This is a genomic window from Streptococcus oralis (assembly GCF_019929345.1).
Taxonomy (GTDB): Bacteria; Bacillota; Bacilli; order Lactobacillales; family Streptococcaceae; genus Streptococcus.
Window position 1 is genome coordinate 115,322 of the sequence record NZ_JAHZPJ010000003.1, and the last position, 16,170, is coordinate 131,491.

Annotated in this window: 15 protein-coding genes; 12 read left to right on the plus strand and 3 right to left on the minus strand. The window is 43.9% G+C overall.

From position 1 onward, the window contains the following. Positions 1–106: 106 nt before the first annotated feature. From mvk to tig, 9 genes are all read left to right on the plus strand, one after another. Complete coding sequence (gene mvk, locus K1I97_RS03720) at positions 107–985, plus strand: mevalonate kinase (protein ID WP_223331324.1); 879 nt, start codon at positions 107–109, stop codon at positions 983–985. Next, positions 967–1,920: a diphosphomevalonate decarboxylase gene (gene mvaD / locus K1I97_RS03725; RefSeq protein ID WP_223331325.1), complete on the plus strand. Its 954-nt coding sequence runs from the start codon at positions 967–969 to the stop codon at positions 1,918–1,920. The genes mvk and mvaD overlap by 19 nt, the downstream gene beginning before the upstream one ends. Beyond that, positions 1,907–2,914 (plus strand): phosphomevalonate kinase, encoded by a 1,008-nt coding sequence (locus tag K1I97_RS03730; protein WP_223331326.1) that lies wholly within the window; start codon positions 1,907–1,909, stop codon positions 2,912–2,914. The genes mvaD and K1I97_RS03730 overlap by 14 nt, the downstream gene beginning before the upstream one ends. Then, entirely contained in the window at positions 2,898–3,908 is a 1,011-nt protein-coding gene (gene fni / locus K1I97_RS03735; protein WP_223331329.1) for a type 2 isopentenyl-diphosphate Delta-isomerase, read from the plus strand. Before K1I97_RS03730 ends, fni begins: the two co-directional genes overlap by 17 nt. 76 nt (positions 3,909–3,984) lie before the next feature. After that, on the plus strand, positions 3,985–4,683 hold the full coding sequence (gene liaF / locus K1I97_RS03740) for a cell wall-active antibiotics response protein LiaF (RefSeq protein WP_223331331.1): 699 nt from the start codon (positions 3,985–3,987) through the stop codon (positions 4,681–4,683). Continuing rightward, a complete protein-coding gene (locus K1I97_RS03745; protein ID WP_223331333.1) occupies positions 4,680–5,678 on the plus strand; it encodes a sensor histidine kinase in 999 nt (332 codons plus the stop codon). The genes liaF and K1I97_RS03745 overlap by 4 nt, the downstream gene beginning before the upstream one ends. A 9-nt stretch (positions 5,679–5,687) precedes the next feature. Beyond that, a complete protein-coding gene (locus K1I97_RS03750) occupies positions 5,688–6,320 on the plus strand; it encodes a response regulator transcription factor (protein WP_223331335.1) in 633 nt (210 codons plus the stop codon). Continuing rightward, positions 6,321–6,977 carry a DNA alkylation repair protein gene (locus tag K1I97_RS03755; protein WP_223331337.1) on the plus strand — a complete coding sequence of 219 codons (657 nt, stop codon included), beginning with the start codon at positions 6,321–6,323 and terminating at the stop codon, positions 6,975–6,977. A gap of 92 nt (positions 6,978–7,069) precedes the next feature. After that, complete coding sequence (gene tig / locus K1I97_RS03760) at positions 7,070–8,353, plus strand: trigger factor (RefSeq protein WP_223331338.1); 1,284 nt, start codon at positions 7,070–7,072, stop codon at positions 8,351–8,353. Positions 8,354–8,400: 47 nt separating this feature from the next. On the opposite strand, the gene recD2 is transcribed toward tig, so the two are convergent. From recD2 to rnhC, 3 genes are all read right to left on the minus strand, one after another. Then, positions 8,401–10,770, minus strand: a complete 2,370-nt coding sequence (gene recD2 / locus K1I97_RS03765; RefSeq protein WP_223331339.1) for an SF1B family DNA helicase RecD2 — start codon at positions 10,768–10,770, stop codon at positions 8,401–8,403. Positions 10,771–10,918: 148 nt separating this feature from the next. Then, complete coding sequence (gene lepB / locus K1I97_RS03770) at positions 10,919–11,533, minus strand: signal peptidase I (RefSeq protein WP_125844723.1); 615 nt, start codon at positions 11,531–11,533, stop codon at positions 10,919–10,921. A 3-nt stretch (positions 11,534–11,536) separates the two neighbouring features. Further along, the gene (gene rnhC / locus K1I97_RS03775) at positions 11,537–12,418 is read right to left on the minus strand and encodes a ribonuclease HIII (protein WP_223331341.1); all 882 of its coding nucleotides are present in this window, start codon (positions 12,416–12,418) and stop codon (positions 11,537–11,539) included. An 86-nt stretch (positions 12,419–12,504) separates the two neighbouring features. On the opposite strand from rnhC, the gene zapA reads away from it, so the two are divergent. The 3 genes from zapA (at position 12,505) to K1I97_RS03790 (ending at position 15,789) form a co-directional block, all read left to right on the plus strand. Next, complete coding sequence (gene zapA, locus K1I97_RS03780; RefSeq protein WP_223331343.1) at positions 12,505–12,807, plus strand: cell division protein ZapA; 303 nt, start codon at positions 12,505–12,507, stop codon at positions 12,805–12,807. Then, positions 12,804–13,352 carry a CvpA family protein gene (locus K1I97_RS03785; RefSeq protein ID WP_125394717.1) on the plus strand — a complete coding sequence of 183 codons (549 nt, stop codon included), beginning with the start codon at positions 12,804–12,806 and terminating at the stop codon, positions 13,350–13,352. Before zapA ends, K1I97_RS03785 begins: the two co-directional genes overlap by 4 nt. A 100-nt stretch (positions 13,353–13,452) precedes the next feature. After that, positions 13,453–15,789, plus strand: coding sequence for an endonuclease MutS2 (locus K1I97_RS03790; protein WP_223331344.1), 2,337 nt, complete (start codon positions 13,453–13,455; stop codon positions 15,787–15,789). The last annotated feature ends 381 nt before the right edge of the window (positions 15,790–16,170 follow it).

Sequence of the window (16,170 nt, forward strand, 5' to 3'; positions counted from 1 at the left end):
TTGTGAAGGAAACAATCGCTTTTTTTGTGAAAATATAATAAAATAGATAGGAGAAAATACTACTGTATGAAATGAGACGGTCTTTTCGTCTAGCAAAAAGGAAAACATGACAAAAAAAGTTGGTGTCGGTCAGGCACATAGTAAGATTATTTTAATAGGGGAGCATGCGGTCGTATACGGCTATCCTGCCATTTCTCTGCCTCTCTTAGAGGTGGAAGTGACTTGTAAGGTAGTTCCTGCTGAAAGTCCTTGGCGCCTCTATGAGGAGGACACCTTGTCCATGGCTGTGTATGCCTCGCTAGAATATTTGGATATCAAAGAAGCCTGCATTCGCTGTGTGATTGCCTCGGCTATCCCTGAAAAGCGGGGAATGGGTTCGTCAGCGGCTATCAGCATAGCGGCCATTCGTGCGGTTTTTGACTACTATCAAGCCGACCTGCCTCATAATATATTAGAAATCTTGGTCAATCGGGCTGAGATGATTGCCCATATGAATCCGAGCGGTTTGGATGCTAAGACCTGTCTCAGTGACCAGCCCATTCGCTTTATCAAGAATGTTGGTTTTACAGAACTTGAGATGAACTTATCTGCCTATTTGGTGATTGCTGATACGGGCGTGTATGGTCACACTCGTGAAGCTATCCAAGTAGTTCAAAGCAAGGGCAAGGATGCCCTACCGTTTTTGCATGCCTTGGGAGAATTGACCCAGCAAGCAGAAGATGCGATTAGACGAAAAGATGCTGAAGGATTGGGACAAATTTTCAGTCAAGCGCATTTACATTTAAAAGAAATTGGTGTCAGCAGCCCTGAGGCAGACTCCCTCGTTGAAGCGGCTCTTAACCATGGTGCTCTGGGTGCCAAGATGAGTGGTGGTGGGCTAGGAGGCTGTATTATCGCCTTGGTGGACAATCCAGCTCAAGCACAAGAACTAGCAAAACGATTAGAAGAGAAAGGAGCTGTTCAGACATGGATCGAAAGCCTGTAACAGTACGTTCCTACGCAAATATTGCCATTATCAAATACTGGGGAAAGAAAAAAGAAAAAGAGATGGTCCCTGCTACTAGCAGTATCTCTCTGACTTTGGAAAATATGTACACAGAGACGACCTTGTCGCCTCTACCGACGGATGCGACTGCTGATACCTTTTATATCAATGGTCAGCTCCAAAATGAGGCTGAGCATGCCAAAATGAGCAAAATCATCGACCGATACCGTCCGGCTGGGGAAGGTTTTGTCCGTATCGATACTCAAAACAACATGCCTACCGCAGCGGGCCTGTCCTCAAGTTCTAGCGGTTTGTCCGCCTTGGTTAAGGCTTGCAATGCTTATTTTCAGCTTGGATTGGATAGAAGTCAGTTGGCTCAGGAGGCTAAGTTTGCCTCAGGGTCGTCCTCTCGCAGTTTTTATGGACCACTAGGTGCCTGGGATAAGGATAGTGGGGAAATCTACTCTGTTGATACAGACCTGAAACTAGCTATGATTATGTTGGTGCTAGAGGACAAGAAAAAACCAATTTCTAGCCGTGATGGGATGAAACTCTGTGTGGAAACCTCGACGACCTTTGATGATTGGGTTCGCCAGTCTGAGAAAGATTATCAGGATATGCTTGTTCATCTCAAAGAGAATGATTTTGCAAAGGTTGGGGAATTAACGGAGAAAAATGCCCTTGCTATGCACGCTACGACCAAGACTGCTAGTCCAGCCTTTTCATATCTAACGGATGCGTCCTATGAAGCGATGGACTTTGTTCGTCAGCTTCGTGAGCAAGGTGAAGCCTGTTACTTTACCATGGATGCCGGTCCCAATGTCAAGGTCCTCTGTCAGGAGAAAGATTTGGATTATTTATCTGAAATCTTTGGTCAACGTTATCGCTTGATTGTGTCAAAAACAAAGGATTTGAGCCAAGATGATTGCTGTTAAAACTTGCGGAAAACTATACTGGGCGGGTGAATATGCTATTCTAGAGCCAGGGCAGTTAGCCTTGATAAAAGCTATCCCCATTTATATGAAGGCTGAGATTACCATTTCTGATAGCTACCGTATCTACTCAGATCTGTTTGATTTCGCAGTGGACTTGACGCCAAATCCTGACTACAGCTTGATTCAAGAAACGATTGCTTTAGTGGAAGATTTCCTGACTTATCGAGGTCAGGATTTAAGGCCTTTTTCTCTAGAAATCCGTGGCAAAATGGAACGAGAAGGCAAAAAGTTTGGTCTGGGTTCTAGCGGTAGCGTCGTTGTCTTGGTGATCAAGGCCCTGCTGGCTCTATATGATATTACGGTTGATCCGGAACTCTTGTTCAAGCTGGCTAGCGCGGTCTTGCTCAAGCGAGGCGACAATGGCTCTATGGGAGACCTTGCCTGTATTGTGGCAGAGGATTTGGTTCTCTACCAGTCTTTTGATCGAAAGAAGATAGCTGCTTGGCTGAAAGAAGAAAGCTTGGCGACAGTTTTGGAGCGTGACTGGGACTTTTCTATCTCACAAGTGAGACCATCCCTAGGATGTGATTTCCTGGTGGGATGGACCAAGGAAGTGGCTGTGTCTAGTGACATGGTCAAGCAAATCAAACAAAACATAGACCAGAATTTTTTAAGTTCCTCAAAAGCAACGGTGGCTGCTTTGGTAGAAGCCTTGGAGCAGGGGAATGCAGAAAAAATCATCGAGCAGGTGGGAATAGCCAGTCAGCTTTTAGAAGGTTTGAGCCCAGATATTTACACGCCTTCGCTGAGACAGTTGAAAGAAGCCAGTCAAGATTTGCTGGCTGTTGCCAAGAGCAGTGGCGCTGGTGGTGGTGACTGTGGGATTGCCTTGAGTTTTGATGAGCAATCAACCGAAACCTTAAAAAATCGCTGGGCCGATCTAGGGATTGAGCTCTTATACCAAGAAAGGATAGGACATGACGACAAATCGTAAGGATGAGCACATCCGCTATGCCCTTGAGCAGAAAAGTTCCTATAATAGCTTTGATGAGGTGGAGTTGATTCATTATTCCCTGCCTCTTTATGACCTGGATGAGATTGATTTGTCTACAGAGTTTGCTGGTCGAAAATGGGACTTTCCTTTTTATATCAATGCCATGACAGGTGGGAGCGATAAGGGGAGAGAAATCAATCAAAAGCTGGCTCAGGTGGCAGAAGCCTGTGGGATTTTGTTTGTGACGGGCTCTTATAGTGCAGCCCTAAAAGATCCAACAGATGACTCTTTTTCTGTCAAACCTAGCCATCCAAAGCTTCTCCTCGGAACCAATATTGGATTGGACAAGCCTGCTGAGTTGGGACTTCAGACTGTAGAAGAGATGAATCCTCTTCTCCTCCAAGTGCATGTTAATGTCATGCAGGAATTGCTCATGCCGGAGGGAGAAAGGAAGTTCAGAAGCTGGCAATCGCATCTAGCAGATTATAGCAAACAAATCCCCGTTCCTATTGTCCTAAAGGAAGTAGGCTTTGGAATGGATGTGAAGACCATCGAGAGAGCTTATGGACTGGGGGTTCGAACCTTTGACCTGTCGGGTCGTGGTGGTACCAGCTTTGCTTACATTGAAAACCGTCGCAGTGGCCAGCGTGATTACCTCAATCAATGGGGCCAGTCTACTATGCAAGCTCTCCTCAATGCTCAAGACTGGAAAGACAAGGTCGAACTCTTGGTTAGCGGAGGGGTTCGAAATCCTCTTGATATGATTAAGTGCTTGGTCTTTGGGGCCAAGGCTGTAGGACTGTCACGTACTGTTCTAGAGTTGATTGAAACTTACTCCGTCGAAGAGGTGATTGGTATTGTCCAAGGCTGGAAAGAAGATCTGCGTTTGATCATGTGTGCTCTTAATTGTGCCACCATAGCAGATCTGCAAAACGTAGACTATATTCTTTACGGTAAACTAAAAGAAGCAAAAGATCAGATGAAAAAGGCGTAACTACCGCCTTTTTTCCATCCTCAGACCGAGGTGACTTTTTTAAATTGTGATAAAATAGAAGGGAGAGGATGCGTCTATGAAAAAATTTCAAGTCTTTTTATTTATTGAAGCCTGTCTGTTGACGGGAGCTCTGATTTTGATGGTATCAGAGCATTTTTCGCGTTTTCTGCTGATTCTATTCCTCTTTTTGCTCTTGCTCCGCTATTATACAGGTAAAGAGGGCAACAACGTTTTCCTCCTTGTGGCGACTATTCTTTTCTTTTTCATCGTCATGCTCAATCCCTTTGTGATTTTAGCTATCTTTGTGGCAGTTATCTATAGTCTCTTTCTTCTTTATCCTATGATGAATCAAGAAAGAGAGGATACGGATTTGGTCTTTGAAGAGGTGGTAACGGTTAAAAATGAACACAATCCTTGGTTTGGCAATCTTCATCATTTCTCTAGTCACCAGACCTGCCAATTTGACGATATCAACCTCTTTCGCCTCATGGGCAAGGACACCATTCATCTAGAAAGGGTTATCCTAACCAATCATGACAATGTCATTATCCTTAGAAAGATGGTCGGAACGACTAGGATTATCGTGCCCGTAGATGTGGAAATCAGTCTCAGTGTCAACTGCCTCTATGGAGATTTAACTTTCCTCCATCAACCCAAGCGAGCCCTCCGTAATGAACACTATCATCAGGAAACCAGAGACTACCTCAAGAGTAACAAGAGCGTCAAGATTTTTCTAACTAGTATGGTTGGCGATGTGGAGGTGGTCAGAGGATGAAAAAGCAATCGTATCTGTTAATCGGTTTGACTTCTTTCCTCTTTATCCTCTTTTTGACTAATAGTTTACTAGATATTTTTGAACTAGACTGGTCCTATTTGCTACAGGATATCGAGAAACCAGAGAAACTCATCTTCTTGATCTTGGTCTTTAGCCTTTCCATGACCTTCTTTTTTGTCCTCTTTTGGCGCGTGATAGAAGAAGTTTCTCGCAGAAAAATGCAGGTCAATCTCAAGCGATTGCTAGCAGGAAAAGAGGTTATCCCCTTTGCAGATCCAGACTTGGATGCCAGTTTTAAGTCCTTGTCTGGCAAGCTCAACCTCTTGACAGAGGCTGTTCAAAAGGCTGAAAATCAAAGTCTGGTCAAGGAAGAAGCAATCATCGAGAAAGAGCGGAAGCGGATAGCACGTGACTTACATGATACGGTTAGTCAGGAGTTGTTTGCGGCTCATATGATTTTATCAGGTGTCAGCCAGCAGGCTTTGAAGCTGGATAGAGAAAAGATGCAGACCCAGTTGCAAAGTGTTGCGGCCATCCTAGAAACAGCCCAGAAAGATTTGCGGGTCTTGCTCCTACATTTGCGACCAGTTGAGTTGGAAGAGAAGAGTTTGATTGAGGGGATTCAAATCCTCTTAAAAGAGCTTGAGGACAAGAGTGATCTCAAGGTTAGTCTCAAGCAAAATGTGTCTAAACTGCCCAAGAAGATTGAAGAACATATCTTCCGTATTTTACAGGAGTTGATCAGCAATACCCTACGCCATGCTCAGGCCTCTTGCCTAGATGTCTACCTCTATCAGACAGATGTTGAATTGCAGCTGAAGGTAGTGGACAATGGGATTGGTTTCCAGTTGGGGAGTTTAGATGACTTGAGTTATGGACTGCGAAACATCAAGGAGCGAGTCGAAGATATGGCAGGAACGGTTCAACTTTTGACAGCACCCAAGCAAGGACTGGCAGTTGATATCCGTATTCCCCTGTTAGATAAGGAATTATAAGGAGTAGAGATGAAAATTTTACTTGTAGATGACCATGAAATGGTTCGATTGGGCTTGAAAAGCTATTTTGATCTCCAAGACGATGTGGAAGTTGTGGGCGAGGCTGCCAATGGGGCTCAAGGTATTGAGTTGGCCTTGAAACTGCGTCCAGATGTCATTGTCATGGATATCGTCATGCCTGAGATGAATGGGATTGACGCGACCTTAGCCATCCTCAAAGAATGGCCTGAAGCCAAGATTTTGATTGTAACTTCTTACTTGGACAATGAAAAAATCATGCCAGTCTTGAATGCGGGTGCCAAAGGTTATATGCTCAAGACTTCTAGTGCAGATGAATTGCTCCATGCTGTTCGTAAGGTGGCTGCTGGCGAGCTGGCCATTGAACAAGAGGTCAGCAAGAAGGTCGAATACCACCGCAATCATATGGAACTTCATGAGGACTTGACTGCGCGTGAGCGAGATGTACTTCAACTCATCGCCAAGGGCTACGAAAATCAGCGTATTGCAGATGAACTCTTCATCTCTCTCAAGACAGTCAAGACCCATGTGTCCAACATCCTAGCCAAACTTGAGGTCAGTGATCGCACCCAGGCTGCGGTCTATGCCTTTCAGCACCACTTGGTCGGGCAGGAGGATTTTTAGATGAGTCTTGCAGATTTACTTGGGGAGCTAGAAGCAGCAAAAGATCCGAAAAAGGCAGGCCCCATGGAAGCCTATATGCGCCATCAATTTCCCTTTTTAGGGATTGCAGGTCCTGAAAGAAACGCCCTCTATAAAAAGTATTTTCCAGAAGCGAAAAAAACAAAAGTTATTGATTGGGATTTTGTAGACACTTGCTGGGAAAAGGAACCTAGAGAATACCAATATGTGGCTGCCAACTATTTGAAAGCCATGCAGTCTTATCTAACGAAGGACGATTTGCCTAAGCTTGAGCGCCTGGTCGTGACCAAGTCTTGGTGGGACACGGTAGATATCCTAGATCGAGTAGTAGGAAATTTGGTAGCCGGCAATCCAGAACTTGAAGAAGTGATTTTAAAATGGAGCCTGTCAGATAATATCTGGCTGAGACGAGTCGCTATTGATCACCAGTTGTTAAGGAAAGAGAAAACAAATGTCCAACTGATGGAAAAGATCCTGCTAAACAATCTGGACCAGACAGAATTTTTTATCAACAAAGCCATCGGCTGGGCTCTAAGAGACTACTCTAAAACCAATCCCGAATGGGTAGCACGTTATATTGAGAAAAATAAGAAGAGAATGGCTGAACTTAGTATCAGGGAAGCGAGCAAGTACCTCTAGCACTATTGAAAAGCGCATTCATTACTTGAAAAAAGTCGCCCGTTTATGTTATAATAGACTGTATTTAAAAAAATTTAAGGAGAAATGACAGAATGTCTGTATCATTTGAAAACAAAGAAACAAACCGTGGTGTCTTGACTTTCACAATCTCTCAAGACCAAATCAAACCAGAAGTGGACCGTGTATTTAACTCAGTAAAGAAAACTCTTAACGTTCCAGGTTTCCGTAAAGGTCACCTTCCACGTCCTATCTTTGATAAAAAATTTGGTGAAGAAACACTTTACCAAGATGTGTTGAATGCTCTTTTGCCAAACGCTTATGAAGCTGCAGTAAAAGAAGCTGGTCTTGAAGTCGTTGCACAACCAAAAATTGATGTCACTTCAATGGAAAAAGGTCAAGACTGGGTTATCACTGCTGAAGTCGTGACAAAACCTGAAGTTAAATTGGGTGACTATAAAAATCTTGAAGTATCAGTAGATGCAGAAAAAGAAGTAACAGATGCTGACGTTGAAGAGCGTATCGAACGCGAACGCAACAACTTGGCTGAATTGGTTATCAAAGAAGGCGCTGCTGAAAATGGCGACACTGTTGTCATCGACTTCGTTGGTTCTATCGACGGTGTTGAGTTCGACGGTGGAAAAGGTGAAAACTTCTCACTTGGACTTGGATCAGGTCAATTCATTCCTGGTTTTGAAGACCAATTGGTTGGACACTCAGCTGGCGAAACTGTTGACGTTATTGTAACATTCCCAGAAGACTACCAAGCAGAAGACCTTGCAGGTAAAGAAGCTAAATTCGTAACAACTATTCACGAAGTAAAAGCAAAAGAAGTTCCAGCTCTTGACGATGAACTTGCAAAAGACATCGACGAAGAAGTGGAAACTCTTGACGAATTGAAAGAAAAATACCGCAAAGAATTGACTGCTGCGAAAGAAGAAGCATACAAAGATGCCCTTGAAGGTGCAGCAATCGATAAAGCTGTAGAAAACGCTGAAATCGTAGAACTTCCAGAAGAAATGATCCACGAAGAAGTTCACCGCTCAGTAAATGAATTCCTTGGAAACTTGCAACGTCAAGGTATCAACCCTGACATGTACTTCCAAATCACTGGAACTACTCAAGAAGACCTTCACAAACAATACGAAGCAGAAGCTGAGTCACGCACTAAGACTAACCTTGTTATCGAAGCAGTTGCGAAGGCTGAAGGATTTGACGCTACTGAAGAAGAAATCCAAAAAGAAATCGAACAATTGGCTGCAACTTACAACATGGAAGTGGCACAAGTACAAAACTTGCTTTCAGCTGATATGTTGAAACACGATATCGCAATCAAAAAAGCTGTTGAATTGATCACAAGTACAGCAACAGTAAAATAATCTTAAAAGAGAAAAAGCCCACCTAACTAGGTGGGTTTTCTGATGCACTATTTTTCAAAAATCTCTTTGAGGTCTGCATCTGTAATCCCAATCATAGCGGGGATGCTGGACCAGTTTTTCTCGGTGAGGATGTAGGATTGTTCAGAGTCACTTGATGTGGCAGTTTCAGAGAAGGCTTGTTTACTTTCTTCAATATTATTTTCAATTAAATCACTGAAGCGCTCAATCAGATAGGTCTTACGGGCAGTTCCTATATGCTTGACTGCATAGTCAAAGGCCTGTAATTCGCCAAGAAGGATGAGCTTGCTTTTGGCCCGTGTAATGGCTGTATAGATGAGATTGCGTTCCAGCATGCGCTTGCTAGCACTGGTGATGGGCAGGATGACAACGGGAAACTCACTTCCCTGAGACTTATGGATACTCATGGCATAGGCTAGTCGAATCTTGTACCATTCGTTACGTGGGTAGACGACTTCATTGCCGTCAAAATCAATGACAATCTCGTCTTGTTTGGACTCGGTGTATTTTCCAGAAATCAAATCTGTGATATAGCCTAGGTCTCCGTTAAAGACATTGACTTCGGCGTCGTTGACTAGGTGAATAACCTTGTCCCCTGTTCGATAGTGGCACTGGGGAGCTTCAAAACTGAGTTGATCTTTTTGTAGTGGGTTAAGGAGGTCTTGCATGAGTTGGTTGATGGCGTCAATACCAGCAGTTCCTCGATACATAGGCGCCAGTACCTGAATATCACGAGCAGCAATGCCACTTCTGAGGGCGGCACCGAGAATCTTTTCAATCGTTGCAGGGATATGACCACTAGCAATTTCAAAGTAGGAGCGATCTGCCTTTTTCTGGGTAAAGTCAGCTGGCAAGATTCCTTGTCGAATCTGACTAGCCAAGGTGACGATAGTTGATTCTTCACTCTGACGGTAAATCCGTTCCAAGCGCGTCTGAGGTATCAGGGGTATCTGGAGCAGGTCTGCAAGGACTTGTCCAGGACTGACAGACGGTAGCTGGTCACTGTCTCCCACGATGAGGATTTTACTGTTAGAGGAGATGTTAGAGAAGAGTTGGTTGGCTAGCCAAGTATCCACCATAGAAAACTCATCTACTATGATAAAGTCGGCATCTAGATAATCTTCCAGATGGCTGGTATCATCATCACCCATCATTCCCAAATGGCGGTGTATGGTCGCGCTAGGCAAACCTGTCAATTCATTCATGCGTCGAGCTGCTCGACCAGTTGGGGCTGTTAGAAGGATAGGTAAGTTGCTTTTCTTCCTGAGGTCAAATCCTTCTAAAAGGGCATAGACAGCGATAATCCCATTGATAACAGTCGTCTTACCTGTACCAGGCCCACCTGTTAGGATAAAGACCTTGTTCTGGATGGCGTCACAGATAGCCTGCTTTTGGATGCTATCATACTCAATACCCAGTTCTTCCTCAACACTAGCGATATGCTTTTGAATGGTTTCCAAATCCTGACTTTGTTTCTTTCCTTTTTCAAGAATACGAACCAAGTGACTGCGAATGCCTTCCTCAGCGAAAAAGAGGCTGTTATCAAAGATTTTGGTATCAATCTGCTGAACCTTGTCTTCTTCGATGAGGTAGGAGAGTTCTTGGGCAACTTGGCTGGGGTCCAATTCCACGGGTCGGGAAGACTCGAGGAGAGTCAGGGTCTGTTCCAACAAATCTCGGGCTTCCATGTAGGTATCGCCCGTATCCATACAGCCTTGAAAGAGACTGTGGACAAGGCCAGCACGAAAGCGCTCGGGAGCCTGACTTTCGATGCCTAGTTCCTCCGCTAGTTGGTCAGCAATGGTAAAACCCAAACCCTTGATATCCTCGACCAGCTGGTAGGGATAATTTTCGACAATATCGAGAGTTTCTTCCTTGTAAAAGTCTTGAATCTGAAAGGCTAGTTTATTGGGAATACCGTAGTTGGCAAGTTTTGCCAAGACCATCTCTGTCCCATAGTTGAGACGGAGGGTAGAGACGAAAGCCTCACGGTTTTGGGCAGAGAGTCCTGAGATGCCTTCTAGCTTTTCAGGATGTTCCAGAATTTCGTCTATGGTATTGTCACCATAGCAATCCACGATTTTTTGAGCCGTTTTGAGACCAATTCCCTTGAAGTGGCTACTCGAAAAGTACTTAACTAGCCCTTTTTTAGTTGGTTTTGCCCGTTCATAACGGCTGATTTGTAGTTGTTCTCCGTACTTGGAGTGTTGAACGATTTGTCCCCAAAAAGTGTAGTCTTCGCCCTCAATCACGTCAGCCATGGTTCCTGTAACGATGATTTCAAAATCGTCAAAGTCCTCAGCATTGGTATCTTCGATATCTAGGAGGAGGATACGATAAAAATTACTGGGATTTTCAAAAATAATGCGTTCAATGGTGCCTGAAAAATAAACTTCCATAGATTTCCTTTTTGATAGAAAAAGAGCTGGGATAGAGCTTCCAGTTAGGCTTTCCTTGGATTTGGGACTTGGTACAAGATATTGCCAAGTTGCAATCTAATTCTAAAAGCTAACTCAAAAAGACTATCACAGCATCTAGTTGCTGATTTTAAAAGATTCCGATACGGTTGAGTGGCCAGAAACGGAATTTGGCTTCTCCTTTGATTTGACTGGCTTTAAAGGTTCCAACATGGCGACTGTCGCTAGAAACCAAACGGTCATCTCCAAGGAGGAGGTACTCACCCTCGGGTACGGTAAAGCTGAAGCTAGTGTTGAAATTTACATCGACAGTAAAGGCCTGAGCTTTCTGAGCAAGGCTTCTAAAATAGACACCCTTATCCCCTTCAAAGCCTTTCCCTGAATAGGTGCTCTGAAGTTTGTCATTTTTAAACTGTTGGAGGTAGTCTGCTAGGTAGGGTTCGTCCGTTTCTTTATCGTTGACATAAAGTTTATCGTTTTCGTAGCGAATGGTATCACCGGGCATGCCGATGACACGTTTAACGATGTCTTTATTTCCATCATCTTCATGAGCAACTACGATATCAAAGCGATCAACGGGTAGATGTCGAACGACAAAGAGAATTTCACCATCAGCTAGAGTCGGATCCATAGAGTGTCCTTCCACACGGACATTGGTCCAGAGAAAGAGACGACTGAGACCAACTACTATAATGATGAGGAATGTGAGTCCCCACTCTTTTAGAAATGTTTTAAAATAATTCATAACTTACCTTTCTAGCAATGCTTTGGCTTTTTCAGTATTTTTAAAATGCAGTTTGGCACAGAAATGAAGTCCTTTCATGCCATAGGTCTGAAGGATTTTGCTAGCAACCTTATCAGAAGCAGTTCCTGCGCCACTTGGCAGTTGATAGCCTAGTTCTCGTCCAAGATTTTCCAAGTTTTCGAGAAAGAGATCCCGCGCGATGATGGAGCTAACTGCGACAGCCAGATATTTGCCCTCGGCTTTTTCTTCTAAACTAACCTTGTTGGGAAAACGGTTGGCTTCTTGCGTCAAGTACTTGTCATAGTTTTTAGGACTTGTAAAAGCATCAATCACGATTTTTTCTGGCTGGACTCCTTTTTGAAGAAGGAGAAAGATAGCTTGGTTGTGAAGGGCAACCTTTACAGAAACAGCATTGTAACGCTCTCCGATAACTTCGTTGTACTTGCTCGGTGAGAGAAGGAGCGCTTGATGCTGGATTTTTTCCTTGAGGATAGGGGCAATCTGACGAATCTTTTGGTCTGTCAGGGTCTTTGAATCCCCCACACCGAGTTTTCGTAAGAAGTCATGCTGGTCAGCTGTCACGAAGGAAGCCACGACAGCAAGCCCACCAAAGTAGGAACCATTTCCCACCTCGTCAGTCCCAATCATAGGAAAATCTTGTCCACTATTTTCCTCTACAACTTGATAACCAAAGAAAGTGGCGTATTGCTCAGCAGCTTCGCCCTGCAGGAGGACTTTTCCAGAAGTATAGATGGAAACTGTTGCCTGAGGTAGTCGCAAAAAATAGCGAATATAGGGATTTTTACTAGGATTGAGAGCCTTCTGATACTGACTCAAAAAGCTCTGAATTTCCTGTTCACTTGGTGTGAGTGTGATACTTGCCATAGTTTCTATTGTACCACAAAAGCAGGAGAATTGGTAAAAACTGACAAAGTTAGCGAAATTTGGTATAATATCGTGAGGTGAATTTTATGGCAAATCTAAATCGATATAAGTTTACATTCGGGAAAAAGACATTAACCTTGACAACCGAGCATGACAACCTCTTTATGGAGGAAATCGCTAAGGTTGCGACTGAAAAATACCAAGCAATTAAAGAACGAATGCCTGGGGCGGATGATGAAACCATTGCGCTTCTTTTAGCGATTAACAGCCTATCGACGCAGCTTAGTCGTGAGATTGAGTTTGACGATAAGGAGCAGGAGCTTAAAGACCTTCGAGATAAGCTAGTGGCAGTCAAGCAAGAGCAGAGCAAGATTGAGGATTCCCTATGATTTCGATCCTTCTCTTACTGGTTCTAGCTTGGGGTTTTTACATCGGCTACCGTAGAGGTTTGGTGCTACAAGTTTATTATTTCCTCGTGGCAGTGATTTCAGCCTTTGTTGCTGGGCAGTTTTATAAATCGCTGGGAGATCAATTTCACTTGCTTGTCCCTTATGCTAATCCTCAGGAAGGGCAGGGTACCTTTTTCTTCCCTTCAGCCCAGCTTTTTCAACTAGATAAAGTCTTTTATGCGGGTCTGGCCTACCTCCTAGTTTTCGGAATTTGTTACAGTATCGGACGTTTTATCGGTTTGTTTCTTCATTTGATTCCAGTTAAAACACTAGGTGGCAAGTGGTTCCGGGTTAGTGCGGGGGCTTTGTCGCTATTGGTAACCTTATTTGTCTTGCAAATGGCTTTGACCATTCTTGCAACTGTACCTATGGCAGCCGTTCAAAATTCACTTGAAAAAAGTATCGTAGCTAAACACATCATCCAAAGTATCCCTTTTACGACAAACCTTATCAAACAACTCTGGGTGACAAATTTAATCGGATAAAAAGGGCGGGATTTTTCCTAGCCCTTTGTTTACAGATTGGAGGACTAGGTCAAAACCTCTAGTTGCTATAATCTTGTAAACCAGCATACAAGGAAAAAATATGAATACAAAAATACTAGAAACCTTAGAATTTAATAAAATCAAGGCCTTGTTTGAACCGCATCTCTTGACAGAACAAGGCCTAGAGGAGCTAAAAGGCTTGGCTCCAACTGCCAAGGTGGATAAGATCAAACAAGCCTTTACAGAGATGGAGGAAATGCAGGCGCTTTTTGTGGAGCAACCTCACTTTACCATCCTAGCGACGCGTGATATATCAGTTGTCTGCAAGCGTCTGGAGATGGGGGCGGACCTCAGTATTGAGGAGTTCCTACTCCTCAAACGGGTCTTGCTGGCTAGCAGAGAGTTGCAAGGTTTTTATGCTAATCTTGAAAATGTACGCTTGGAGCAGTTGGCGAGATGGTTTGAGAAACTGCATGATTTTCCACACTTGCAAGGGAGCCTCCAAGCCCTAAATGATGCAGGATTTATCGAAAATTTTGCCAGCGAAGAGCTAGCACGCATCCGTCGGAAAATCCATGATAGCGAGAGCCAAGTCAGAGATGTCTTGCAAGACTTGCTCAAGCAAAAAGCGCAGATGTTGACGGAAGGCATAATCGCTAGCAGAAATGGCCGTCAGGTTTTACCTGTGAAAAACACTTATCGTAACAAGATTGCAGGTGTTGTTCATGACATCTCTGCCAGTGGGAATACGGTCTATATCGAGCCACGTGAGGTCGTGAAACTGAGCGAAGACATCGCTAGTCTACGAGCTGACGAACGCTATGAGATGATTCGTATCCTGCAGGAGCTCTCAGAACGCGCCCGTCCTCATGCTGCTGAGATTGCCAATGACGCTTGGATTATCGGCCATTTAGACTTGATTCGTGCCAAAGTGCGTTTCATCCAAGAAAGACAAGCAGTCGTTCCTCAACTTTCAGAGAATCAAGAGATTCAACTCCTTCATGTTCGCCATCCTTTGGTCAAAAATGCTGTTGCAAACGATGTATACTTTGGTAAGGAATTAACGGCCATTGTCATTACAGGTCCCAATACGGGTGGGAAGACCATCATGCTTAAAACTCTGGGCTTGACTCAACTTATGGCCCAGTCAGGCTTGCCCATTCTAGCTGATAGGGGGAGCCGTGTCGGTATTTTCGAAGAGATTTTCGCAGATATCGGGGATGAGCAGTCTATCGAGCAAAGCTTATCTACTTTCTCCAGCCACATGACCAATATCGTAGATATTCTTGGCAAGGTCAACCAACATTCGCTCTTATTGCTAGATGAGCTCGGGGCTGGTACCGATCCACAGGAAGGTGCAGCCCTTGCTATGGCTATTCTGGAGGATCTTCGTCTGCGTCAGGTCAAGACTATGGCGACGACCCACTATCCAGAGCTCAAGGCTTATGGTATTGAGACAGCCTTTGTGCAAAATGCCAGCATGGAGTTTGATACAGCCAGCCTGCGTCCAACCTATCGCTTTATGCAGGGAGTTCCCGGTCGAAGTAATGCCTTTGAAATTGCCAAACGCCTGGGCTTGTCAGATGTCATCGTGGGAGATGCCAGCCAGCAGGTTGATCAAGATAATGATGTCAACCGCATCATTGAGCAATTGGAAGAACAAACGCTTGAAAGCCGTAAACGCTTGGACAATATCCGTGAGGTCGAGCAAGAAAACTTCAAGATGAACCGAGCACTCAAAAAACTTTACAACGAGCTCAATCGTGAAAAGGAAACTGAGCTCAACAAGGCGCGTGAACAAGCCGCTGAGATTGTGGAACTCGCTCTAAGTGAGAGTGACCAGATTCTCAAGAACCTCCACAGTAAGTCTCAGCTTAAACCCCACGAAATCATTGAAGCCAAGGCTGAGCTGAAAAAACTGGCCCCTGAAAAAGTCGACTTGTCTAAAAACAAGGTCCTTCAAAAAGCCAAGAAAAAACGAGCTCCGAAGGTGGGAGATGATATTGTGGTCCTCAGTTATGGACAGCGTGGAACCTTGACCAATCAGCTCAAGGACGACCGTTGGGAGGCCCAAGTTGGTTTGATCAAGATGACCTTGGAAGAGAAAGAATTTGATCTTGTTCAGGCTCAGCAAGAGGCCCTAGTCAAGAAAAAACAAGTTAATGTAGTCAAACGTGCATCTGGTCGTGGTCCACAGGCGAGACTAGATCTTCGTGGCAAACGGTACGAGGAAGCCATGAATGAGCTGGACGCCTTTATTGATCAAGCCTTGCTCAATAACATGGCACAAGTAGACATCATTCATGGTATCGGAACAGGAGTCATCCGCGAGGGTGTTACCAAATACCTACAAAGAAACAAGCATGTCAAGAGTTTTGGCTATGCCCCACAAAATGCTGGAGGCAGTGGCGCAACCATTGTGACTTTTAAAGGGTAGAAGGATTCCGTAATTTATAAAGTAAGGTTAAATCAAACAATAAATTATAACGAAAGTTCCAATCAGTTAAAAATACAAATTCGAGGTTGAAGATAAGATTGACGAAGTCAGTGGTAAATACATTGTAAAGAGATGACAATGGGGAGTGATTTGTGAGAATATAGAAGTACTGTTTTTGCAAATTTCACTTTTAAAAGAGTCGAGAAATGCAGGATAGATTTTAAAAATCTAGTACAGTCAGTTGGAGATTATCGTCATATTGAAGTTTTAGATGCTGAGTTGCTAGTAGAGTATTTTTAATGATTTTTGTTCAATCTGTTATATGTAAGAAATCACCATTGGTCAGGATTCAATATTTGAGAATGGAATGGGAGTTTTTGA

What these genes read in the sequence shown, in the direction of transcription:
- rnhC (WP_223331341.1), bottom strand. Translation starts at nt 12,418, where the DNA reads ATGGCAAGTATCACACTCACACCAAGTGAACAGGAAATTCAGAGCTTT.
- mvk (WP_223331324.1), top strand. Translation starts at nt 107, where the DNA reads ATGACAAAAAAAGTTGGTGTCGGTCAGGCACATAGTAAGATTATTTTA.
- recD2 (WP_223331339.1), bottom strand. Translation starts at nt 10,770, where the DNA reads ATGGAAGTTTATTTTTCAGGCACCATTGAACGCATTATTTTTGAAAAT.
- K1I97_RS03730 (WP_223331326.1), top strand. Translation starts at nt 1,907, where the DNA reads ATGATTGCTGTTAAAACTTGCGGAAAACTATACTGGGCGGGTGAATAT.
- zapA (WP_223331343.1), top strand. Translation starts at nt 12,505, where the DNA reads ATGGCAAATCTAAATCGATATAAGTTTACATTCGGGAAAAAGACATTA.
- liaF (WP_223331331.1), top strand. Translation starts at nt 3,985, where the DNA reads ATGAAAAAATTTCAAGTCTTTTTATTTATTGAAGCCTGTCTGTTGACG.
- K1I97_RS03750 (WP_223331335.1), top strand. Translation starts at nt 5,688, where the DNA reads ATGAAAATTTTACTTGTAGATGACCATGAAATGGTTCGATTGGGCTTG.
- mvaD (WP_223331325.1), top strand. Translation starts at nt 967, where the DNA reads ATGGATCGAAAGCCTGTAACAGTACGTTCCTACGCAAATATTGCCATT.
- K1I97_RS03790 (WP_223331344.1), top strand. Translation starts at nt 13,453, where the DNA reads ATGAATACAAAAATACTAGAAACCTTAGAATTTAATAAAATCAAGGCC.
- fni (WP_223331329.1), top strand. Translation starts at nt 2,898, where the DNA reads ATGACGACAAATCGTAAGGATGAGCACATCCGCTATGCCCTTGAGCAG.
- lepB (WP_125844723.1), bottom strand. Translation starts at nt 11,533, where the DNA reads ATGAATTATTTTAAAACATTTCTAAAAGAGTGGGGACTCACATTCCTC.
- K1I97_RS03785 (WP_125394717.1), top strand. Translation starts at nt 12,804, where the DNA reads ATGATTTCGATCCTTCTCTTACTGGTTCTAGCTTGGGGTTTTTACATC.
- K1I97_RS03755 (WP_223331337.1), top strand. Translation starts at nt 6,321, where the DNA reads ATGAGTCTTGCAGATTTACTTGGGGAGCTAGAAGCAGCAAAAGATCCG.
- tig (WP_223331338.1), top strand. Translation starts at nt 7,070, where the DNA reads ATGTCTGTATCATTTGAAAACAAAGAAACAAACCGTGGTGTCTTGACT.
- K1I97_RS03745 (WP_223331333.1), top strand. Translation starts at nt 4,680, where the DNA reads ATGAAAAAGCAATCGTATCTGTTAATCGGTTTGACTTCTTTCCTCTTT.